The organism is Neotabrizicola shimadae (assembly GCF_019623905.1).
In the GTDB taxonomy this organism is placed as follows: Bacteria; Pseudomonadota; Alphaproteobacteria; order Rhodobacterales; family Rhodobacteraceae; genus Neotabrizicola; species Neotabrizicola shimadae.
This window is the reverse complement of sequence record NZ_CP069370.1, coordinates 3,294,013-3,314,733: the sequence shown is the minus strand read 5'-3', so window position 1 is coordinate 3,314,733 and position 20,721 is coordinate 3,294,013. Positions and strand designations below refer to the sequence as shown.

16 protein-coding genes are annotated in these 20,721 nt (G+C 67.4%); 9 read left to right on the top strand and 7 right to left on the bottom strand.

The features are described 5' to 3' along the window. Nucleotides 1-52: 52 nt before the first annotated feature. The gene (locus JO391_RS16090) at nucleotides 53-1,372 is read right to left on the bottom strand and encodes an HlyD family type I secretion periplasmic adaptor subunit (RefSeq protein WP_220664594.1); all 1,320 of its coding nucleotides are present in this window, start codon (nucleotides 1,370-1,372) and stop codon (nucleotides 53-55) included. A gap of 188 nt (nucleotides 1,373-1,560) precedes the next feature. Beyond that, on the bottom strand, nucleotides 1,561-3,297 hold the full coding sequence (locus JO391_RS16085; RefSeq protein WP_220661457.1) for a type I secretion system permease/ATPase: 1,737 nt from the start codon (nucleotides 3,295-3,297) through the stop codon (nucleotides 1,561-1,563). A gap of 311 nt (nucleotides 3,298-3,608) precedes the next feature. On the opposite strand from JO391_RS16085, the gene JO391_RS16080 reads away from it, so the two are divergent. Both JO391_RS16080 and JO391_RS16075 read left to right on the top strand, forming a co-directional pair. Continuing rightward, nucleotides 3,609-4,295, top strand: coding sequence for an MlaA family lipoprotein (locus JO391_RS16080; RefSeq protein WP_375155670.1), 687 nt, complete (start codon nucleotides 3,609-3,611; stop codon nucleotides 4,293-4,295). After that, a complete protein-coding gene (locus JO391_RS16075; protein ID WP_220661455.1) occupies nucleotides 4,285-4,893 on the top strand; it encodes an MlaC/ttg2D family ABC transporter substrate-binding protein in 609 nt (202 codons plus the stop codon). Before JO391_RS16080 ends, JO391_RS16075 begins: the two co-directional genes overlap by 11 nt. A 90-nt stretch (nucleotides 4,894-4,983) precedes the next feature. Here JO391_RS16075 and JO391_RS16070 read toward each other — a convergent pair whose 3' ends face one another. Next, nucleotides 4,984-7,149 (bottom strand): transglycosylase domain-containing protein, encoded by a 2,166-nt coding sequence (locus tag JO391_RS16070; protein WP_220661454.1) that lies wholly within the window; start codon nucleotides 7,147-7,149, stop codon nucleotides 4,984-4,986. 271 nt (nucleotides 7,150-7,420) lie between these two features. Here JO391_RS16070 and JO391_RS16065 point away from each other — a divergent pair, with 271 nt between their 5' ends. Together JO391_RS16065 and JO391_RS16060 are read left to right on the top strand one after the other, a co-directional pair. Next, nucleotides 7,421-7,759 (top strand): P-II family nitrogen regulator, encoded by a 339-nt coding sequence (locus JO391_RS16065; RefSeq protein WP_220661453.1) that lies wholly within the window; start codon nucleotides 7,421-7,423, stop codon nucleotides 7,757-7,759. Between the two features lie 28 nt (nucleotides 7,760-7,787). Further along, nucleotides 7,788-9,233: an ammonium transporter gene (locus JO391_RS16060; protein ID WP_220661452.1), complete on the top strand. Its 1,446-nt coding sequence runs from the start codon at nucleotides 7,788-7,790 to the stop codon at nucleotides 9,231-9,233. A gap of 385 nt (nucleotides 9,234-9,618) precedes the next feature. On the opposite strand, the gene JO391_RS16055 is transcribed toward JO391_RS16060, so the two are convergent. The 4 genes from JO391_RS16055 to JO391_RS16040 all read right to left on the bottom strand — a co-directional run bounded on the left by JO391_RS16055 (nucleotide 9,619) and on the right by JO391_RS16040 (nucleotide 14,498). Then, nucleotides 9,619-12,111, bottom strand: coding sequence for a hybrid sensor histidine kinase/response regulator (locus JO391_RS16055; RefSeq protein ID WP_220661451.1), 2,493 nt, complete (start codon nucleotides 12,109-12,111; stop codon nucleotides 9,619-9,621). A gap of 50 nt (nucleotides 12,112-12,161) precedes the next feature. Beyond that, nucleotides 12,162-12,689 carry a putative pterin-binding protein gene (locus tag JO391_RS16050; RefSeq protein ID WP_220661450.1) on the bottom strand — a complete coding sequence of 176 codons (528 nt, stop codon included), beginning with the start codon at nucleotides 12,687-12,689 and terminating at the stop codon, nucleotides 12,162-12,164. A gap of 102 nt (nucleotides 12,690-12,791) precedes the next feature. Continuing rightward, complete coding sequence (locus JO391_RS16045) at nucleotides 12,792-13,406, bottom strand: response regulator (protein ID WP_220661449.1); 615 nt, start codon at nucleotides 13,404-13,406, stop codon at nucleotides 12,792-12,794. 63 nt (nucleotides 13,407-13,469) lie between these two features. Next, on the bottom strand, nucleotides 13,470-14,498 hold the full coding sequence (locus JO391_RS16040) for a polysaccharide biosynthesis/export family protein (RefSeq protein ID WP_220661448.1): 1,029 nt from the start codon (nucleotides 14,496-14,498) through the stop codon (nucleotides 13,470-13,472). A gap of 178 nt (nucleotides 14,499-14,676) precedes the next feature. Between JO391_RS16040 and JO391_RS16035 the strand changes: the two genes are divergently transcribed. Genes JO391_RS16035 through JO391_RS16015 form a run of 5 tightly spaced genes read left to right on the top strand, consistent with a single transcriptional unit; the run spans nucleotide 14,677 to nucleotide 20,702 of the window. Beyond that, nucleotides 14,677-15,924, top strand: coding sequence for a polysaccharide pyruvyl transferase family protein (locus JO391_RS16035; protein WP_220661447.1), 1,248 nt, complete (start codon nucleotides 14,677-14,679; stop codon nucleotides 15,922-15,924). 7 nt (nucleotides 15,925-15,931) lie between these two features. Further along, entirely contained in the window at nucleotides 15,932-17,164 is a 1,233-nt protein-coding gene (locus JO391_RS16030) for an oligosaccharide flippase family protein (RefSeq protein ID WP_220661446.1), read from the top strand. Further along, nucleotides 17,161-18,420 carry a Coenzyme F420 hydrogenase/dehydrogenase, beta subunit C-terminal domain gene (locus JO391_RS16025; protein ID WP_220661445.1) on the top strand — a complete coding sequence of 420 codons (1,260 nt, stop codon included), beginning with the start codon at nucleotides 17,161-17,163 and terminating at the stop codon, nucleotides 18,418-18,420. Before JO391_RS16030 ends, JO391_RS16025 begins: the two co-directional genes overlap by 4 nt. Beyond that, nucleotides 18,417-19,385, top strand: a complete 969-nt coding sequence (locus tag JO391_RS16020) for an acyltransferase family protein (protein WP_220661444.1) — start codon at nucleotides 18,417-18,419, stop codon at nucleotides 19,383-19,385. Before JO391_RS16025 ends, JO391_RS16020 begins: the two co-directional genes overlap by 4 nt. Nucleotides 19,386-19,388: 3 nt before the next feature. Next, nucleotides 19,389-20,702, top strand: coding sequence for an O-antigen ligase family protein (locus tag JO391_RS16015; RefSeq protein WP_220661443.1), 1,314 nt, complete (start codon nucleotides 19,389-19,391; stop codon nucleotides 20,700-20,702). Nucleotides 20,703-20,721: the final 19 nt, after the last annotated feature.

Genomic DNA, 20,721 nt, shown 5'->3' with positions numbered 1-20,721 from the left:
TGCGGCCGGAGGCTAGCCGGGCGCCCCGCCCCCGGCAAGGGGCGGGCAGCGGTCACAACTCGCGGAAGGCCTTGGCGAAGTAGTCCGTGAAGGGCTTCGTCAGATAGGCGATGGGCGTACGGTCATCGGTCTTGATGAAGGCTTCCACCGGCATACCCGGCAGCAGTTGCAGGTCGCGCAGCTTTTCCATCTCGCCGGGGTCCAACGCGATTTCCGCGCGGTAGTAGGTCTGGCCCGTGCGCTGGTCAGTCAGAGCATCCGCCGAAACCATGGTCACATGGCCCTTCAGCTGCGGTGTTGTCCGCGCCGAAAAGGCCGGGAACATCAGTTCGGCCTGCTGGCCCATGTGCACCTCGTCGATATGAATCGGCGGCACCTGAGCCATGATCACCAGAGGGCGATCCTGCGGGATGATGTAAAGCACCGGGTCTGCCGGCCGGATCACCGACCGTGGCGTCGTCACCGTCATGCCCAGCACGATGCCGGAAACCGGCGCACGAATGTCCAGGCGGTCCAGCTTTTCCAGAAGGGCGCGGCGGCGCTCAGCCAGTTCGCGCTCGCGCGCTCCGGCATCGCGAAGCTGTTCGTTCGCATCCTCGCGGCGCACCGCCTGGAGACGCAGCACTTCCAGCTCGATCTCGGTGATGCGGCCCTCGGCCTGCGCCTTGCTCGCGGTCAGTTCGCCAAGCTGTCCCTCCAGGCGTGCCTGTTCGCGCTCCAGCGAAAGAACGCGGCTTGCCTGGGCCAGCCCCTTTTCCAGAAGGCTGCGCTGATCCTTCAGTTCGTCCTCGATCAGCTCCAACTGCTTGCTCTGGGCAGCCAACTGCGCATCGATCCCCTCGATCTGAGAGCTCATCTGAAGCTGGCGCTTGCCCAGCTGTTCCATCTGCTTCGACAGGGTGTCGCGCCGCGCATCGAACAGCTTGACCTGGCCTTCCACCAGTTCGGCCACATCCGCCCGGGTCTTGATCAACTCGGCCAGTTCGCCCTTGATCTCGACCTTGTCCGCGCCGTCGCGTTCCGCCTCCAGCCGCGCGCGGCGGGCGAGAAATTCGAACAACTGGCCCTCGATGATCGCCAGTTCGGACCGGGTGGTATTGCCGTCCAGCCGGATCAGCACGTCACCGCCCTGTACCGTGTCGCCGTCCTTGACGAAGATCGTCTCCACCACGCCGCCATCCGGATGCTGCACCACTTGGCGGTTCTGTTCGACCTCCAGCATCCCGCTTGTCACCACGGCGCCGGCTATGGTGGTGCCGAAGCCCCAGCCAAAGATGCCCACAAGCAGGATCAGCACCGAAACAAAGCCCAGGATCATCGGGCCGCGCGCCGAAAACGGCTTTGACGTGCCGCCGGGCGGTGGCGGCGCCATCGCGGCCAGATGGAGCGCGGGCTCTGCCGGGAGGCCAGGAGCCTTGGGCGCTTCCAAAGGCGGTTTCGGCGCCGGCGAAGCCTCGGCCGGCGGCATCGGATCGGCTGCGGCCTGGGTCACGCCGGTCTGCTCCGAGGTCACTTCGGGCAGCTTCCCGCCGGATCCCTCGGGGGTCTTGGGCCCTTCGGTCATGTCACACCTCCCGGTCCGGTGGATCGCACGATCTCGGTATGGTTCTTCACCATCTCGCGCAGCACCTGGTCGCGCGGGCCGAAGGCACGTCGGGTGCCGTCCTCCATGACCAGAAGCAGATCGCATTCCTGAATGGCCGCCGGCCGGTGCGCCATGATCAGTACCGCGCGATCCTGCTCTTTCATCTGGCGGATCGCCAGGTTCAGCGCCGTCGAACCGTCGTTGTCGAGGTTCGAGTTCGGCTCGTCCAGCACCAGAAGCACAGGGTCGCCATACAGCGCCCGCGCCAGACCGATCCGCTGGATCTGCCCGCCCGAAAGCCGCCCACCCACAGTCGAGACGCGGGTGTCATAGCCGTCCGGCAAGCGCAGGATCATCTCGTGTGCCGCCGCCTTTTTCGCGGCCTCCACCACCTTCGCAGGGTCGGGACGCGGCGCGAGGCGCGCGATGTTGTCGGCAATCGTGCCATCGAACAGGGCAATGCGCTGCGGCAGATAGCCGATATAGCTGCCCAGAACGTCCGGATCGTACTGGTCCAGCGTGGCACCATCTAGCCGGACCTTCCCGGCCGAGGGCCGCCAGACACCGATCAACGCGCGAGCCAGCGAGGTCTTGCCCGCACCCGAAGGCCCGATCACCCCAAGCGCCTGCCCCGGCTGCAGGTTGAAGCTCACCATCCGCAGAACGGCCTGATTTTCGCCGGGCGGAATAACCGTCAGCCCCTGAACGTCCAGAAGGGCGCGCGGACGCGGCAATTGGGTGCGCACCGGTTCGTCGGGCTGGCGCGACAGCAGTTCGGCCAGTCGCCGGCGGCCTTCCTGTGCGCGCGTCACCACGGCCCATTGGCCAACCGCCTGCTCGATCGGTGCGAGGGCGCGGCCCATCAGGATCGACCCGGCGATCATCGCGCCCGAGGTCAGTTCGCCCTGCAGCACCAGCCAGGCACCCACGCCCAGCATCGCCGATTGCAGGAACTGGCGGAAGGTCCGCGAGGCCACGGAATAGCCCCCTGCCACGTCCGAGGCCTCGACCGAGGTGCGCAGCGCCACGCCGCGCGCCGACTGCCAGCGGTCGAACCCGGCGCCCGTCATGCCAAGCGCCTGGATCGTCTCGGATTCGTTCTTCAGCGCATCCGAAACCCGTTCCGCCGCCATGGTCGCGTTGTTTGCGCGCGTCAGTGGAATCTTCGTGGACGACTGGTTCAGGATGGTCACGATCACCAGGATCAGACCGCCAGCCACAGCCAGCCAGCCCAGCATCGGGTTGAAGATGAAGATCGCCGCCGCAAAGATCGGCGTCCAAGGAATGTCGAACAGCGCCAGCAGTACGGGCGAAGACCAAAGCCGCTGCATCGCCTCCAGATCGCGCTGCGCCGCCAACGCTGCGGGATCGTTCGGGTTCATCGTCAGCCGCCGGACGGATGCCGCAAAGACCCGCCGGTCCAGCTTTTCCTGGAACCGCGCCCCGATCCGCGCCATCAGCCGCGCCCGCGCATGGTCCAGTACGCCCATCATCAGGAACAGGAAGGCGACAAGCACCGAAAGCGCGATCAGCGTCGGCTCGGATCGCGACCCCAGCACCCGGTCATAGACCTGCAGCATGTACAGCGGCCCGGTCAGCATCAGCAGGTTCGTGAAGACGCTGAACACGAGGACCGAGATCAAAAGTCCGCGACTGTCGGCGCGGGCGGCACGCAATTCTGCGGACCCGCGATTAGTATCCATGGCGCTCATAATGTCCGCATCTGTTACACACGGCCGCTCCGGACAGCCCGAACCGGCGAATAATCCGTTCTGCCCATGGCCGCGATCCCTCGCCGATTGCCTTGGCCTAGGGCACAGCCTATGCCTTGCCTTCCCTCTTCGGGCAATATCTACTTATCCGTCGGTTACCGGAAAGAAGAAAGATGGCATTTTCCGCTCTGTCTGGCGTGGTCCGGCGCCCTGTCGGACCCGTTGCGCTTGTTGCATGCCTTGCAGGCTGCGCAGCCCCGTCAGGTCCGGTCCAGGACCAGTACGAAGCCGAGAATCGGCAGGTTCACGAGATGAACAAGCAACTCGACCAGATGTTCGTGCGCCCGGTTGCCGAGGGCACCAGCGATATCCTGCCCGATGAAGTCGAGGTCGCCATCCTCAACGCCTCCTCCACCTGGGAGGCGCCGGGCGATGCGGTGAACTATGTTCTCCAGGTCAAACCGGGCAAGGCGGTGGAATCTGTCCTTCGGTTTGCAATCAACGCCACGGTCGGCGTCGGTGGCATCTTCGATCCGGCCACCGCCATCGGCATCCCGAACCACTCCACCACCTTCGGGGACACGCTCTATGTCTGGGGCGTGCCAGAGGGCAATTACGACGAACTTCCCCTTCTGGGTCCGTCGACCGACCGCGACAGCGCCGGCCGTGTGGTTGGCGGCTTCCTCAATCCGCTGGACTATGTCGTGAACCCGACGCAGGGCGTGGTGCTCGTGGTCCTGGGCGGCGCTTCCATGCTTGTCGAACGCGGCCGCTATTCCGATACCGTCGATTCCGTCCTATATGACAGCGCGGACAGCTACGCGCAGACGCGACTTCTCTACACGCAGAACCGCAGGTTCGAACTGGGCGATACCGGTGAGGCCGATGACGGCTTCATCGACCCCTATGCGGACGATGGTTCTGCTCAGACCGATGGCGCCTCCGATGCCGTGGCCGGTGCCGTCCCGCTTGGTTTCGAGGATCCCTATGCCGAATGACATTTCCATCTCTCGCCGCGGGCTTCTGGCCCTCGGTCTTTCTGGCGCGATTGTCGCGGCCCTTCCGCTGCCGGCCCTGGCGCTGGACGATGCCCAGGCCCGCGCCCTGGTCGACCAGGCCATCGGCGAGATCAACGCCACCATCAATTCCGGCAAGTCCGAAAGCGCCATGTACGGCGATTTCGAACGCATCTTCACTCGCTATGCCGACGTGCCCGTGATCGCCCGCTCGGTGCTTGGCCCGGCGGCCAAGACGGCCAGCCCGGCCCAGATCCAGGCCTTCACCAAGGCGTACCAGGGCTATCTCAGCCGCAAGTACGGCCGGCGCTTCCGCGAATTCATTGGCGGCAAGATCGAGGTGACAGGCTCCAAGCCGGTGAAAAGCTATTATGAGGTCCAGTCGGTCTGCTATCTCAAGGGCGAAAGCCCCTTCGACCTGCGCTGGTACGTCTCGGACAAGTCGGGCAAGAACCTGTTCTTCAACATCATCATCGAAGGCGTGAACATGCTCTCGTCCGAGCGCACGGAAATCGGCGCGATGCTCGACCAGAACGGTGGCAACGTCGACAAGCTGATTGCCCAGCTGAACAAAAGCTGACCTGGCCTCGCCCCGGCGCAGGCCGGGGCCTCGACCTGCCCGGACAATGGCCAATGCCGCCAGCGGGGACGCCGGGCCCCGCTGGCGCCCTCAGTTCTCCCCGCCCAGGATGCCGCGCAGCAGATCCCCGATCGGGTCCTTGCGCTTCTTCTCGGTCGCATTGCCCGACGAGGCGGTCGCCTCAACCTGCACCGGCGCCGGCCGCTCGGGCACGATCATCGGCAGGGGTCTCGGCTCCACGCCCTCATGCACCCGCAGCATCACCTCGTGCCAGATCTCGGCCGGCAGCCCGCCGCCGGTCACGCCGGTCAGCGGCGTGTTGTCGTCGTATCCCATCCAGACCCCTGCGACGTAGTCTGCCGAAAAGCCCACGAACCACGCATCGCGCGCCGCCTGCGTGGTGCCGGTCTTGCCCGCCACCTGCCGGTCGGGCAGGCGCGCGCGCCCGCCGGTGCCGCCCTCGACCACCTGGGTCATCATGAAGATCAGCTCTTCCGCCGCCTTCTGCGAGATCACCCGCTCGCCGATGCCGCCGCCCGCGCCAAGCAAGGGCTCGGTCTCGCCCTGAAGGGTCAGCGCATTGATGCCATAGGGCGTCACCGAACTGCCGCCGTTCAGGATGCCGGCATAGGCCCCGGTCATCTCCAGGAGCGTCGATTCCGATGCGCCAAGCGCCAGAGCCGGCCCCGCCGCCAGGTCGCTCTGCAATCCGAAGGCCGATGCCACGGTCCGCACGTTCTCGCGCCCCACAGCCTCGGACACTCGCACCGCCGGGATGTTGCGGCTTTCCTTCAGCGCCTGCACCAGCGTCACCGGCCCCTTGAACTCCTCGTCGTAGTTCGAGGGCGACCACGGCCCCGACCCCGGCGTGGTGATGGTCAGGGGCGTGTCCTGCACCACGTCCCAGGGGCTCCAGCCCAGATCCAGCGCCGCCGCATAGACAAAGGGCTTGAAGGCCGACCCGGTCTGCCGCAGCGCCTGCGTCGCGCGGTTGAACGAGCCCGCCGCCTCGATCTTTCGCCCGCCCACCATGGCGCGCACCGCGCCGTCGGCGGACATGACCACGATGGCCGCCTGCGCCTTCGATCCTTCCTTCACCTTGGTCTCGAAGACGAAGGCCAGCGCCTCTTCGGCCGCCTTCTGGACCCGCTGGTCCAGCGTGGTCGAAATCACCACGTCCTCGGTGGTTTCGGTGGTCAGGAAGGCCGGCGCCGTCTCCATCACCCAATCGGCGAAGAACCCGCCCGACCGGCTCTGCGCCGCTTCGGACAGTTCCGCCGGATGCGCCAGCGCCTCGGCCGCCTGCTCCTTCGTCAGGTAACCCTGTTCCTCCATCAGCCCGATGATCACCGCCGCCCGCTCGCGCGACCGTTCCAGGTTGTTGGTCGGCGCGTAATAGCTCGGCGCCTTCAGAAGCCCGGCCAGCATCGCCGCCTCGGCCGGGGTCACGTCGCGCGCCGACTTGCCGAAATAGCGCTGCGCCGCCGCCTCGAACCCGCGCGTGCCCGCGCCCAGGTAGGCGCGGTTGAAATAGATCGTCAGGATGTCGTTCTTCGAATACTTCAGCTCCATCGCCAGGGCGAAGGGCACTTCCTTCACCTTGCGCATCAGACTGCCCTGCCGGCAGTCCGCCTCATAAGCCGCCTCGTCCTTCCACTGCGTCGGGTCCCAGGCCACGCCCAGGCACAGAAGCTTGGCCACCTGCTGCGTGATGGTCGACCCGCCGTTGCCCTCGAACGGCCCGCGCCCTTCCGCCATGTTGATGCGGATCGCGCTGGCAATGCCGCGCGGGCTGATCCCCAGATGGTAGTAGAACCGCTTGTCTTCGGTCGCCACGACCGCATGCAGCAGGTTGGGCGAAACGGTGTCTGCCGTGATCTGCCCGCCAAAGGTCTCGCCCCGCCAGGCGAAGGGGCTGCCGTTGGTGTCCAGAAACGTTACAGACCCCCGCGCGCGTCCGTCCAGCAGGTCGGTCAGCGGCGGCATCTTGGCATAGAAGTAGAAGGTGGTCGCCGCCAAGACCAGCCCCACGACAAGCCCGACGCGCCAGCCGATGCCCCAGACGATCCGCCAGATCAGCGCAAAGAATCCCACGATCAACCCCGAAATCAGCCCGCGCCTCTTGACCGGGCGCCGCGCGGCCTTCTTCGCCGGCTTTGCCGGGGCCCGCGTCCGTGCTTTCGGCTGCGCTTCCTCGCGGCCGGAATATCTCCGGTCCGCGACAAGCGGCCCCCGCCCCTTGCCTGTAGATGCCATGCCCGATCCGCCCTTGTTTCTCCGGCCGAAGCCGGGGCGCTTTTGCCGCACCATAGCGCCGGAAACGAAAAATGTGGAGCCGGTGCGCTCACGATTCGCTTACCAATTCAGCACAAAATTTAGGCAAACTGACTAAATCGTGCAAATGTTGTGCGAAACGCTCGCCATGAGGGCGCCCGCTAACCCGCTCGCGACTTGTGCTGCACCGCGGAAAGCCCGCCTCCTTTCGGGCAAGGGCCGCCTCGGGCCCCGGACCATAGAGGGGAACGCCGTGAAACTGATCATTGCAGCAATCAAGCCGTTCAAGCTCGAGGAGGTGCGCGAGGCGCTCACCGCCATCGGGGTGCGCGGCATGATGGTGACCGAGATCAAGGGGTTCGGTTCGCAGTCGGGCCACACCGAAATCTACCGTGGCGCGGAATACGCCGTGAACTTCGTGCCGAAGGTCCGGCTGGAAATCGTGGTGGTCGACAGCCTGGCCGAAGCGGTGGTCGAAACCATCCAGACCACGGCCAAGACCGACAAGATCGGCGACGGAAAGATCTTCGTCCTCGACGTGGAACATGCCGTGCGCGTCCGCACGGGCGAAACCGATGACGATGCGCTGTAAGAACAGGCGGGAAGGGGAAACTCCGGAAATGTTGAATAAAAATCAAACCCTTGGCCTTGCGGCGCTTGGCGCGTCCGTCATGGCCGCCTTGCCCGTCTGGGCACAGGAGGCGACCGCCGAGGTCGTCGAGGTGGCCGCTGGCCCGATCAAGAACCCCGATGTCGCCGCAATGGCCGGCATGGTGAACAAGGGCGACACCACCTGGATGCTCATCAGCTCGGCGCTGGTGCTCCTGATGTCGATCCCGGCTCTGGCGCTGTTCTACGGTGGCCTCGTTCGCACCAAGAACATGCTCAGCGTGCTGATGCAGGTCTTCATGATCGTCTCGATCGCGGCGATCATCTGGGTCACCTACGGCTACAGCCTCGCCTTCACCTCAGGCGGCCCCTTCATCGGCGGCCTGTCCAAGATGTTCCTGTCGGGCGTGAACGCCGGCACCTATGCCGCGACCTTCTCGAACAACGTCTACATCCCCGAATACGCCTTCGTCATCTTCCAGATGACCTTCGCCTGCATCACGCCCGCGCTGATCGTCGGCGCCTTCGCCGAACGCGTGAAGTTCTGGCCGCTGATGGTCTTCACCGTGCTGTGGCTGACCGTGGTCTATTTCCCGATGGCCCACATGGTCTGGTATTGGGCCGGCCCGGACTTCCTGCCCGACCTGCCTGGCGACTACGGCCTGCTCTGGGGCTGGGGTGCGCTTGACTTCGCCGGCGGCACCGTTGTCCACATCAACGCCGGTATCGCGGGTCTCATCGGCTGCCTCGTCATCGGTCCGCGCCTTGGCCACCTGAAAGAGGCGATGCCGCCCCACTCGCTGACCATGACGATGATCGGCGCCTCCCTCCTGTGGGTCGGCTGGTTCGGCTTCAACGCGGGTTCCAACCTCGAAGCCAACGGCCTTGCCGCGCTGGCCTTCATCAACACCTTCGTCGCCACCGCCGCTGCTGCCCTGTCCTGGAGCATCGTCGAGCAGATCCGCCATGGCCGCCCCTCGCTTCTGGGTGCGGTGACCGGCGCGGTTGCGGGCCTCGTCGCCATCACCCCGGCCTCAGGCTTCGCCTCGCCGATGGGCTCGATCGTGCTGGGCCTCGCGGTTTCCCCGATCTGCTACATCTTCGTCTCCACGGTGAAGAGCGCGCTGAAGTATGATGACAGCCTCGACGTGTTCGGCGTGCACTGCGTGGGCGGTATCGTCGGCGCCATTGGCACCGGCATCCTTGCCGACCCGGCGCTTGGCGGTCAGGGCTTCTTCGACTACACCGTCTTCCCCGCAGTGGCCGGCACCTTCGACATGGGCGCCCAGGTCATCACCCAGATCAAGGCGGTCCTCGTGACGCTGGCATGGTCGGGTATCGGCTCCTTCATCCTGTTCAAGGTGATAGACATGACCATGGGCCTGCGCCCCTCGGCCGATGCCGAACGCCAGGGCCTCGATCAGACCGAACACGGCGAAAGCGCCTACAACTACTAAGATCGTTCCGGGCCGGGAATTTCCCCGGCCCGGATCGTTGCGCCCCGTCGGGTCCTCCCCCCAGACCGGCGCATCCGCGGACGGCCCGTGCGACTCCTCCCCGCACGGGCCGTTTCGCATTTTCCGGCCCGCCGGTCCCACTGCCACCAGCCACCGTCCCCCGCAGCGGGTCACCGAAATCGACGGTCGGATGGTGCTGAATGCCGCAGGGCAGGGGCCAAGTGAGGCGCGGGAGCTGCCGTGTCGTGCACCGGTGCCAGTCCCATGGAAGCCTGAACATGATCGCGATCCCACGGCACGCGCCCTGACTCGGCGGTCGCTGCCGCTCAAGGCGGCTACTCCTGTTGGGGCCGCGCCGGGGACATGCCGTTGCGGCAGGTCCGGACTAACGTCCGGAGGAGCAGAGTTCGACCTCGGTCTTCTGCCACGTGTCAGCAAGGGGCGCGCAGGCTCTGGCGATGCGGCCGGCATCGCCAGAGCCGGCCTCGGCTTCGGCGGCCTGCAGCAGGGCGTGCAGGCGACGGGCGCCGATCACCGCAGCGACGCCCGCGGCTTCGTGCAACGTCGCTAGCAGCCCAGGGGATGTGGGTGTCGCGGTGCCGATCCCGGCAATACAGCGGCCCAAGTCGGAGCGGGCCTGATCGAACAACCGCGCGCGTGCCGTCTCGCCCATCCGACGCAATTCCGCCAGGCGGACCTCATCAAGCAATGGCAGATCCTCGGCCCCCAACCCGGAGCTTTCGTTCAGGGGACCGGCATCCAGCAGAACGGCAGCAAGATCCTGAGTTGTCAACGGTTTGGTCAGCAACCCGTCAAAGCCCGACGTGGCAAAGCGCGGATCGGCACGGGTGCTGGCATGGGCCGTCACTGCCAGAATCCGGCTGTTCATCGAAGCACCGTCCGCGCGGATCAGCGCGGTCGCCGTCCAGCCATCCACGCGGGGCATGGACAGGTCCATCAGCACCAGATCGAATGCGTGCGTTCGCGCCTTGCTCACGCCTTCCGCGCCATCCACCGCCAGTTCAACGCTGTGCCCCAGGCTGCGCAGCATCTCTTCCAGCACGATCCTGTTGGTCGGATTGTCCTCCACCACCAGCACCGAAAGCGGACGCTCAAGCGCCGCGGTAGCGACAGGTACGGACGCCCGGCTTTCGGCCTCCGGTGCCAGTGGCATCGAAAGGCTCAGGGTGAAGGCGCTGCCCTGGCCCAACTCGCTCTGGACCGAAATCTCCCCGCCCATCGCCCGGGCAAGACGTCGCGAGATCGCAAGGCCAAGACCAGTACCGCCGACCTTTCGACTGAACGAGGGATCGACCATCTCGAAATCCCTGAAGATCCTGTCATGGTCTGCCGGGGCAATGCCAATGCCGGTGTCCCGGACGCAGAGTTGCAGAAGGATCCGGTTGTCCGGTTGCTCCTGGGCCTCGGCCTCGGCCTCGATCACGATCAGGCCGCCTTCGGTGAACTTCACGGCGTTGGACAACAAGTTCTGCAAGATCTGTCCCAGGCGGAACGGATCGCCCATCACTGGCGGCAACGGGGCTGGCAGGCGAAGGTCCAGCGTCGTGCCGCGGGCAGCCGCCTGGGGCACCATGGGTTCGACCAAGGTCGCAAGCAGCGCGGCCAGATCCACGGTTTCAAGAAGGGTCGGCGCCTGGCCGGCTTCGATGCGCGAGATCTCCAGCACATCGTTGACGTGGCGAAGCAACTGAAGCGAGGAATCCCGCGCAATGTCCAGGAACCTCGACTGGCGGTCGTCCAGCCGGCCCTGGCCGATGATGTCCAGCGCGGCCATCATGCCGTTCAGCGGCGTACGCATCTCGTGGCTCATCACCGCGATGAAGTTCGTCTTGGTCTGTTCCGCCGCCTGTGCGGTGTCGCGCGCGGAAATCAGGGCGGATTCGGCGGCACGCGCCTCCGTGATGTCACGCAGGAAGCCGATGAAGATGGCGCCCTCCGGGCCTTCGGCACTGGCGATGGACAACTCGACCGGGAATTCCCGGCCTGACCGGTCCCGCGCGGTCATGTCGATCCGGCCCTTGCCCACGACGCGGCGTTCACCGCCCTCGCGCATGCGCCGCATACCGGCCTCGTGACCGGCGATGTGGCGTTCCGGTATGATGAGGTCGGACATGGGCTGCCCCAGTGCCTCGTCGCGATCATAGCCGAACATGCGTTCGGCCGCCGGGTTGAACTCGATGACCCTGCCATGCGAATCCGTCACGACCACCGCGTCAAGCGAGGTCAGGACGGTCGCCTCAAGCCGCATCGACATGCGCCGCACGTCGTCTTCCCTGTGCCGGGCCTCGCGGGTCTGCTGCAGCACGCGCAACAGAAGCAGCATCAGCATCAGGATCATGCCAACCGCCGTGATCGCGGTCTGGTGGATGGCCGAGGACAGCCTGGTGCGGCGCGTGTCCTGCAAGGCGGCATGGGCATCGATCACGCGGATTGCCGCGGCCCGCAGGTCCAGCCGAAGGATGGACGCCTCCTCGCGGATATCCGGCAAGGCGCGGCGCAGTTCGGTATCCGACCCGTCGATCCGCGCCACGTTGTGCTCAAGAAAATCGCTCATCCGGGCCACCATCGGGGTCGCGGCGTCGCGCAGGCCCTGCCGGTCCAGCATGGTGCCGCTGCCGACCGTCCGGGCGCGGCTGTAAAACAGGTCGAACCGTTTGCGCACCTCCTCCAGAGACGCATCTGGCGCAGATATGGCTTCGACCAGGGCCGTCTCCAGCCGGGCGACGTCAAGCTCCAGCTGGGTGATGTTCCACTGAAGGTTGTCCGCCGGCGTCTCCCGCAGTTGGCGAAGCTCGTTGGACAGGTCGAACCAGACCAGGCCAATGACAAGACATCCGGCAAGAACTGCCAGTGTCATGCCATGGCGCAAGATCCGCGCCAGGCCGCGATATGCCCTCGTGCCGCCGATCAGTCGATCACCTCGATGCGCGACAGCTGCCAGATCGACCTGGCATAGGCCTGTTCGGTACGGAAGTCAGCATTGCTGTCATAGGGATAGACCAGCCAAAGCGGGCCCTTGTCGCGCACCGACATCTCGGCCCCATTCATCATGTAGGCAATCACCGGCGCTTGGGCGCCCGCATCGCCCGCCGGCATCTCGATCTGATAGTCGTTCAGCGCGGTCAGGGCCAGCGTCGTGCCCGTGGCCCCTGCGGCGGACAGGACGTCCTTCAGCAACACGCCGCGGAAGGTGGTCACGCCCTCGGTCCAGATGGTCGTCGTCTCGAATTCCTGCTGCGGCAGGCTTTGCAGCTGCGCCATGTCCAGGGCCAGCACGCCGTCCACATTCGGGCTGCCGATCGCGCCGGAAACCGTCAGCACAACCTCGCCGGCCGGCGCGGCCAATTGCTCGGCCCCAGCCGGAAGGGAAAAGGCGATGGCGGCGGCCAGCACGGCCGCAGCGCAAGGGCGGGTCAGGCTCGCCGGGTGGATCATGTCTTGGGCTCCTGTCGCGGTTTCGGCTCGGCTTAACACCGGCCGACAGGCGCTGTCGCCTGTCTATCCGGACAGAAGCCCTACCCTTCCGGATAGCATCGCTCAGAAGAGGCCCGCTTCCTTGGCCAGCATGGCGGCATGGGTCCGGTTGCGCGCGCCGATCTTGCGGTACAGCGTCTTCACATGCAGCTTGACCGTCACCTCCTGCAAGTCGATGCGACGGGCGATCTCCTTGTTGGCGAGCCCCTCGCACAAGAACCGCAGCACCTCGGTCTCGCGCTCCGTCAACTGCGCCCCGCCAATGGTGGCGGTTGCAGGCTCTCGTTCGGTCATCAACGACATCGGCGCATAGACCTCGCCCGCCGCCATGAACTGAACGGCGGCCACGAGGGTCCGCGTCGACATGGTCTTGGGCAGAAATCCCGCGGCGCCCGACGCCAGCGCCGCTTCAGCCACCTGGCGGGGCGCCGTGCCCGAGATAATCGCCACCGGCGTCCCCGTGCTGGCGGCTTTCATCGCCTCCAGTCCCTGAAGCCCGTTCATCCCCGGCATCATCCAGTCCAGAAGGATGACATCGAAACGGGGCCCCTGTCTGACCAGACCAAGGGCACCTTCGAAATCCGAGGCAACCTCAACCGCAAAACCGGGCTCGGCCCGCAAGAACCCCGCGATGGAGTCCCGAACCAACTGGTGGTCATCGGCCAGAAGTATCCGCATCCTGCCCTCGCTTGTGCCGCGCATCCTTCCCGCACGACATGGCGAGAGAATGGCAGCCGTTGGTCATTCCGTGGTCAAGGTCTCGATCAGCGTGATCGGCACCAGAACCCCGCCCAGAAGCTGAAGGCTCGGCAGGATTTCACCGACCGCCACGTTCCAGTCGCCAAGCGCCGATCGCGGCACGAAGACGACATCACCCGGCTGCAGTGGGAAATCCAGACCCTTTCCGGACAGCATCCGGGTGGCATCCACGACGAGAAGCTCTCCCTGGGTCGGCGAATTGGTGCGGATGATGCGGATCTGGTCCAGCAGCGCCTGACCCGGCACCGGCCCGCCCGCCATCGTCAGCACCTGCATCAGGGTGCGGCCCTCGGTTCCGAAGGCGACCGCCTGCGGCCGGCCCACGGCGCCCAGCACATAGACCGACATGTCTTCCTTGCGCGGAGCGAAGATCACGTCGCGCGGGCGGATCCAGACGTTCTGGGCAAAGTCGCCGTTGCGCAGCAGGGCGTTCAGATCGACCGTGCAGATGCGGTCGTCGCGCAGCAGCCTGGCGCCGGGAAGATAGGCGTCGGCCGACAGGCCGCCGGCCAGCGCCACCGCCTCCAGCACATTGGTTGCGCCCTTCATGTAGCGCACGCCCGGCTCGCGGAACTCTCCCAGGAAGTAGATGGGGGCGCTTTCCGCATCGATCAGTTCCACGGTCACCCAGGGGTCCACGAAATGGGCGCCATAGGCTTCCTTCAACTCGGACTGGATATCGCGGGTTGTCTTTCCTTCCACATCGACCAGCTCGATGATCGGCAGTTGCACGAAGCCCGCGTCATCCACCCGTGCCGAGATGTCCGTCAGGCCCGCCTCGCCGAACACGTTGAACCGCAGGTTGTCGCCCGGCCCGATGCGATAGCCGCCACCCGGCGGCGGGCCTGCGCTGCGCTGGCCTGCGGCAAGCCGGGCACCACCACAGGCCGGTCCGCCTGACCGCGCCACGGCAGGCGCCGAGACGGCCATGCGCTCGACCACGCCGTCCGAGACAAGGCGACCGGATTCGAGGCTTGGGGTGCAGGCAGACAGGGCAACGGCCAAGGCCATGGCCAGCAGCGCCCCTATCCATCCGGATAGTCCTGTATCCCGTCGCACCAAAGGACCCATCCCGAAGCTCAGCCCGGCACCCCTTTGCCCGCCAGACTATGCCGCCGACTGCCGGACGAGGACCACCGCAACAGGATATTCCGGCGGCCGTCAATAGCTTGTGTCTGGAAGGTCTCCGATGATCACGCTTCTCAATGCCGCTCCCGATACCGGGAACCAGGGGGTCTCGGCCCTGTGCCTGTCGGCGCTCTCCGGGCTGGCTGCCCGCGGTGTCGGTCCCCTGGCGGTGGCCGACCACGGCCGCGGCGTGCGCACGGCCGATCTGGGCTTTGCCAGCGTGCGTCGCGTTGGCCTCACGCATCACCGCCGCTACTGGCGCAGCGAAAACCTGACAACCGTTTGGGCCCTGTCGCGGCTGGGCGGCTGGCCAAGCCCGTCGGCGCGCGTGATCCTCTCGTCGCGCGCCGTGCTGGACGTGTCCGGCGGCGACAGCTTCACCGACCTCTACGGCGCCAAGCGGTTTCGCGCCATGGTAGAAACCAAGCGGCTGGCGCTGGACAACGGCCTTCCGCTGATCCTGCTGCCGCAGACGCTTGGTCCGTTCCGCGACCCTGCCAACCTCGCGGAAGCCACCGCCATCCTGCGCGCGGCCCGCGCGGTCTGGGTGCGCGATGCGGCAAGCCATGCCTTCCTGTGCGATGTGCTGGGCACGTCCTTCGATCCTGCGCGGCACGTCCTGGGCCTCGACATGGCGCTTGCCCTGCCGGCACGCCAGCCGATGAACCTGTCGCCCCGGTTGGCGGTCTGGACCTCCTATGCCCGCGGTTTCCCGGTCGCCGGTCTGAACGTGTCGGGCCTGCTGGCTCAGGATGCCGAACAGGCGCGCCGCACGTTCGGGCTGGCCGACCGCCACGATGCCCAGGCCATGGCCGCGGCGCGGGCAATCCTCGACTCCGGCCCCGCGATGCGCCTCCTTCTGGTGCCGCATGTCCACCGCGCTGTCGGCGACCGCGAAAGCGACTTCGGCGCGGCGCTGGCGCTGAAGGCCCGCCTGGATGCCGAATACCCGGACCGGATCGAGGTTCTGGGCGGCGACCTGGGCGCGATGGAACTGAAATGGGTGCTGTCACGGCTCAGCTGGTTTGCCGGGGCCCGGATGCACGCCACGATCGGCGCCTTCTCGTCGGGGACGCCCACGCTGGCGTTCGGTTATTCCGACAAGGCCGCAGGGGTTTTCGACCGCTGCGGGCTGGGCGATCACGTCGCCGACCTGCGCCGTCTGGATGCACCGGCTCTTGCCGCTGCGGTTCGGGCATCGCTCGCCCGGCGCGAGTCCACGCGCCGGGAACTGGCCGAGCGGCTTCCGGCGCTCCGGGCCGAAGCCGAGGGCCAGATGGACGCCATCGCCGCGCAGATCGCGGACTGAGCCGGCCATGCGCAAAACCCTTGTCACCCAGATCGCCGGTTGGAGCGTGCCGCTTCTGTCCGAGGCGGGGGCGCTCGCACGTTCGGCCTTGATGGCCCGTGTCATCGGGGGCGAGGAACTGGGCCGTGTCATGGTCCTGACGCTGGTCCTGCGTCTGGCCGAGATGCTGTCCGATGCCGGGGTCGAGCGTTTCCTCATGCAACGTCCCGGCGCTGTGACGCCAGATTTCCTGGCCGCGCTGCATGGCGCGGCGCTCGTACGGGGGGCGGTGACCGCCCTTTTCCTGCTGGCGCTTTCCCTGCCGGCTGCAACGCTGCTGCCCGATGCGGCCGGTGTCGGCGTCCATGCCGCCCTGGCATTGGTGCCCTTGCTGCGCGGCTTCGTCCATCTGGATGCCCGGCTCGACGAGCGCGCCCTGCGGCTCGCACCGATGGCGGCGGTCGAGGGCGGCTCGGTCGCCGTCATGCTGGCCTCGGTGCCCCTGGCCTTGACGGTCCTGCCCGATCACCGCGCCATCGTGGCGATCCTCCTGGCGCAGGCCGGGGCGCAGGTCGCGCTGTCGCATCTGGTGGCGCATGATCCCTGGCGCGTGAGGTTCGACCCTGCGGTGCTCTCGCAGGTTCTGGGTTTCGGCGGTCCGCTGATCCTGAATGCCGCGCTGATGTTCCTGACCTTCCAGGCCGACCGCCTGGTGGTCAGCGGCTTCTACGGCTGGGCCGAAGTGGCGATCTATGGCGTGGCGTTCCAGCTGGCGATGCTGCCATCGCAGATCGCCGGGCGCGCCGCAGGGTCGCTCTTGGCGCCGCGACTGCGCGGGCTGGACGGCCCGGCCCTGACGCGGCTCGCCCGCTCTGCGCTCGCCATGCACCTTCTGGGTGCGCTGGCCTTCGCGCTGGCCTTCGCCGTTCTTGCGCCGCATGTCATCGCTCTGGTCTGGGGCGCGCCGTTCCGTCCCGATACCCTCCTGGCGCTGGCGCTCGGCCTGGCTGCCGGGGGCCGCATCCTGCGGACCCCGCTGTCGCAACTGGCCGTGGCCCAGGGCCGCACGGGCGACCCTGCCCGCGCCAACCTGTGGCGCGCCGGCGCCCTGGGTCTTGCCGTCGCTGCGGCAGCCCTGGGTGCACCCCTCGCCGCCATCGCCGCCGCCGCCGCCCTGGGCGAAGCCGCCGCCAGCCTGCGCGCCCTTCATCTTGCGCGCGATGTCCTTGTTCACCGTCCTGCCGTGGAAGCCCGTACATGACTGTCCAAGACCCGATCACCCGCGCCGTGGCGCGCAACCTGTGCACCGGCTGCGGGGCCTGCGCCGCCTTGACGCCAGCGGCGATCCGCATGGTGGAAGACCCCGTGCATGGCCGCCGCCCGGTGGTCGCCGCAACGCAAGGGGGACGCATCGCCGCCCAAGAGGCAGCCGCGGTCTGCGCCGGCCTCGGCGCCGATCACCGCAGCCTGCCGCGTGCCGATGCGACAGACCTCGCCTGGGGGCCGGTGCTTGCCGTCTGGCAGGGTTGGGCAGCAGATGACGAGATCCGCCATCGCGGCAGTTCGGGCGGCGCGGTCACCGCGCTGGCGCTGTTCGCGCTGCAATCGGGCCTGGCCCGCGGCGTGGCCCATGTCGCCGCCCGCAAGGACGATCCCCGCCGGAACGAAGCCACCATCAGCCGTACCCGCGCCGATCTGCTTCGCGGTGCGGGCTCCCGCTACGCTCAGGCCAGCCCGGCCGAGGCTCTGGCCGAAATCGCGGCGGGGGCCGATCCCGTGGCCTTCATCGGAAAGCCCTGTGACGTCGCAAGCGTCTCCCGTGCTGCCGCGGCCGATCCGTCACTGGCCGGCAAGTTGCCCCTGACCATTGCCATCTTCTGCGCCGGGGCACCGAACCTGCGGGCGACAGACCGGCTGCTCGACCATCTGGGGATGCCCGGGGACGCGACCCCGACCGCACTGCGCTATCGCGGCGACGGCTGGCCGGGGTTGATGCAGGCCCGCTGGCGCGACGCTTCGGGCGCCGAGACCGAGAGTCGAGGCATCACCTATGCCGAGGGTTGGGGCCGCATCCTTCAGGCCGACCGGCGTTGGCGCTGCCGCATCTGCACGGATCACACCGGAGCCTTTGCCGATATCTCGGTGGGCGACCCCTGGCATGAAGCCCCCGAGGGCGAGACCGCCGCCGGCCGTTCCCTCATCGTGGCGCGCACTGCGCGCGGGCGGCGGCTCATCGAGTCCGCCATCGCCGCCGGCGCGCTGGTGGCGGTGCCCGAGGCACGCGATGCGATCGCGCGGGCCCAGCCCAACCTTCAGGCGGCACAGGGCGCGGTCTGGGGCCGCCGACTCGCGATGCGCGCGGTTGGCCTGCCCGTCCCCGCCGACCGCGGCCTGCCGCTCTTCGCGGCCTGGTGCGCGCTCCCGTTGCGGGCAAAGCTTTCCTCTGTCGCCGGAACCCTGCGCCGCATCTGGCGCAACCGGCTCTGGCAGCCGGTGGAAATGGAGTCCCGGCCATGACCCTGGGCGAGGCGATGGCGTCCGGGCGGGGCAACAACCTGCATGCCCTGCGGCTGGCGCTGGCGGCGGCAGTGGTCATCAGCCATGCCTGGCCGCTGGCACGGGGCGCAGGCACGGACGAGCCGCTGGAGGCGCTGACCGGTCACTCGCTCGGCGGTTGGGCGGTCGGACTGTTCTTCTTCCTGTCGGGGCTCCTGATCAGCGGCTCGGCCGCACGCCAGCCGTCCGGGGCGTTCTGGGCCGCCCGCGCGCGGAGGTTGCTGCCGGGTCTCGCCGTTGCTCTGATCGTCACTCTCGCCCTGGCCGTCGCGACAGGCGGTCGTCCTGCGCCTGCCCAGTCGGCAGAGTACCTGCTGCGGGGCATCACCCTGGTGTCATTGGAACACCAGATCCCCGGTGCCTTCGCCCGTGCGCCCATGCCGGGCATCGTGAATGGTCCGTTGTGGAGCCTTTCGCACGAGATCGCCGCCTATGCACTGTGCTGGGCGGCGGCCCGCCTCGGCCTGATGCGCCACATCGCCGGCATCGCGACGCTGGGTCTGGCGGCGCTGGCGCTCTGGCTAATGCCGGGGCTTGGCGGTCGCGCGGCGGTCTTCGCCCCGCTGTTCCTCGCCTTCGCTCTCGGAATGCTGGCGCAGGCCCTGCGCGACCGTCTGCCCCTCTCCTGGCCCCTGGCCGCGGGTCTGATGCTCCTGGCGCCCCTCGGCTGGCCATTCGCGCTGGCCGCGCTTGGCTGCCTGGCCCTGATGCTCGCCTTCTGGCTGCCGGCCCGGCCGCTGTCGCGCGACCTCTCCTATGGGGTCTACATCTACGGCTGGCCGGTCGGGCAGACCCTGATCCATCTTGTGCCCGGCCTGTCGCCCGCCGCGCTGGCCGTGGCAACGCTGGCTGGCGTCCTGCCCTTCGCCTGGGCCAGCTGGACTTTCGTCGAATCCCCCGCGCTGCCGCGCCGGGCGGTGGCCTGATCCATGCCGGGCCGCAAGATCCTTGGCGTTCCCTGGCCGGTGGCGCTGTTCTTCCTGGGCATGATGATGCCGACCTCGGTCGGCATCTCGCTCGGGGGGCTGCGACTGTCGGCCTATCGCATCGTGCTGCTGGCGATGTTCGTCCCGATGCTGATGATGCTCCTGTCCGGCAGGCGCGTCCGGGCCAACACCTTCGATGCGCTGGTGCTGGGTCACTGCCTCTTGGCGCTGGCCTCGCTGATCCGCTGGGGCGGCCTGCAACAGGGGATCGAGTCGGGCGGAATCTACATCGTCGAGTTCGCGGGCGCCTGGCTGATGGGCCGGGTCTACATCCGCAGCTACGAGGATTTCCGCGCCTTCGCCCGCGCCTTCGTGCTGACCGTCGTCGCGATGGTGGCCTTCACCCTGCCCGAAGCCCTGACCTCGGTGCATATCCTGCATGACGGGCTGGCCGCCATCAGCGGCGGCGCCCCCGCGCCCTTCATCGAACAACGCATGGGGCTGGAACGGACCTTCGGCCCCTTCGACCACCCGATCCTGTACGGGGTGTTCTCGGCCGCCGCCTTCTCGATGGCCTGGTTCGTCATTGCCGAAAAGCGGCTGACGAACCTGCGCGGCATGTCCCAGGTGGCGGGCGTGGGTCTTGCCACCTTTCTGTCCGGCTCCGGCGGTCCGCTCGTCGTTCTGGTGATGCAGGGCTTCGTCGCAGCCTGGGAGCGCGCCTTCCGGGGCGTGCAGGGGCGCTGGCTCATGCTGCTCGGCCTCTTCGCGCTGGTGTATCTGGGCATCGACCTCTTCTCGAACCGCACCCCCTTCCACGTCTTCGTCACCTACTTCACCTTTTCGACCACCTCGGCCTACAACCGCATCCTTCTGTTCGAATTCGGCACCGCCGAAGTCGCGCGCCATCCCTTCCTCGGCATCGGTCTTGGCGACTGGCAGCGTCCTGTCTGGATGTCGGACAGCATGGACAATTTCTGGCTGCTCATCGCCATGCGCCACGGCCTGCCGGCCTGGGCGATGCTGGTGGGGCTGCTTCTGGGCCTCGTCATTGCCTCGGCCCGGCGCCGGGGCCTGCCCGAACCCTGGAAGCGCGCCCGCCACGCCTGGGCCTTCACCCTGTTCGGCATCGCAGTGGCGGCAGCGACCGTCCATCTGTGGAACGCGCTCTTCGTGCTGTTCCTCTTCCTCATCGGCTCCGGCGCCTGGCTCGTCGATGCACCTGTGCCGCAGACGCGGCGCAAAAGGATAGTCGGCGCACTCCCTCTGCCCGCGATGCCCATCCGCCCGCGCGCACCCGTGGCCCGGCTCTTCTGATAACTCCGGCGCCAGGAAA

Bases quoted from the DNA above. Each gene is read 5' to 3' on its own strand.
- JO391_RS16090 (WP_220664594.1), bottom strand. From the start codon at position 1,372: ATGGCGCCGCCACCGCCCGGCGGCACGTCAAAGCCGTTTTCGGCGCGC.
- JO391_RS16085 (WP_220661457.1), bottom strand. From the start codon at position 3,297: ATGAGCGCCATGGATACTAATCGCGGGTCCGCAGAATTGCGTGCCGCC.
- JO391_RS16080 (WP_375155670.1), top strand. From the start codon at position 3,609: ATGAACAAGCAACTCGACCAGATGTTCGTGCGCCCGGTTGCCGAGGGC.
- JO391_RS16075 (WP_220661455.1), top strand. From the start codon at position 4,285: ATGCCGAATGACATTTCCATCTCTCGCCGCGGGCTTCTGGCCCTCGGT.
- JO391_RS16070 (WP_220661454.1), bottom strand. From the start codon at position 7,149: ATGGCATCTACAGGCAAGGGGCGGGGGCCGCTTGTCGCGGACCGGAGA.
- JO391_RS16060 (WP_220661452.1), top strand. From the start codon at position 7,788: ATGTTGAATAAAAATCAAACCCTTGGCCTTGCGGCGCTTGGCGCGTCC.
- JO391_RS16055 (WP_220661451.1), bottom strand. From the start codon at position 12,111: ATGACACTGGCAGTTCTTGCCGGATGTCTTGTCATTGGCCTGGTCTGG.
- JO391_RS16050 (WP_220661450.1), bottom strand. From the start codon at position 12,689: ATGATCCACCCGGCGAGCCTGACCCGCCCTTGCGCTGCGGCCGTGCTG.
- JO391_RS16045 (WP_220661449.1), bottom strand. From the start codon at position 13,406: ATGCGGATACTTCTGGCCGATGACCACCAGTTGGTTCGGGACTCCATC.
- JO391_RS16040 (WP_220661448.1), bottom strand. From the start codon at position 14,498: ATGGCCTTGGCCGTTGCCCTGTCTGCCTGCACCCCAAGCCTCGAATCC.
- JO391_RS16035 (WP_220661447.1), top strand. From the start codon at position 14,677: ATGATCACGCTTCTCAATGCCGCTCCCGATACCGGGAACCAGGGGGTC.
- JO391_RS16030 (WP_220661446.1), top strand. From the start codon at position 15,932: ATGCGCAAAACCCTTGTCACCCAGATCGCCGGTTGGAGCGTGCCGCTT.
- JO391_RS16025 (WP_220661445.1), top strand. From the start codon at position 17,161: ATGACTGTCCAAGACCCGATCACCCGCGCCGTGGCGCGCAACCTGTGC.
- JO391_RS16020 (WP_220661444.1), top strand. From the start codon at position 18,417: ATGACCCTGGGCGAGGCGATGGCGTCCGGGCGGGGCAACAACCTGCAT.
- JO391_RS16015 (WP_220661443.1), top strand. From the start codon at position 19,389: ATGCCGGGCCGCAAGATCCTTGGCGTTCCCTGGCCGGTGGCGCTGTTC.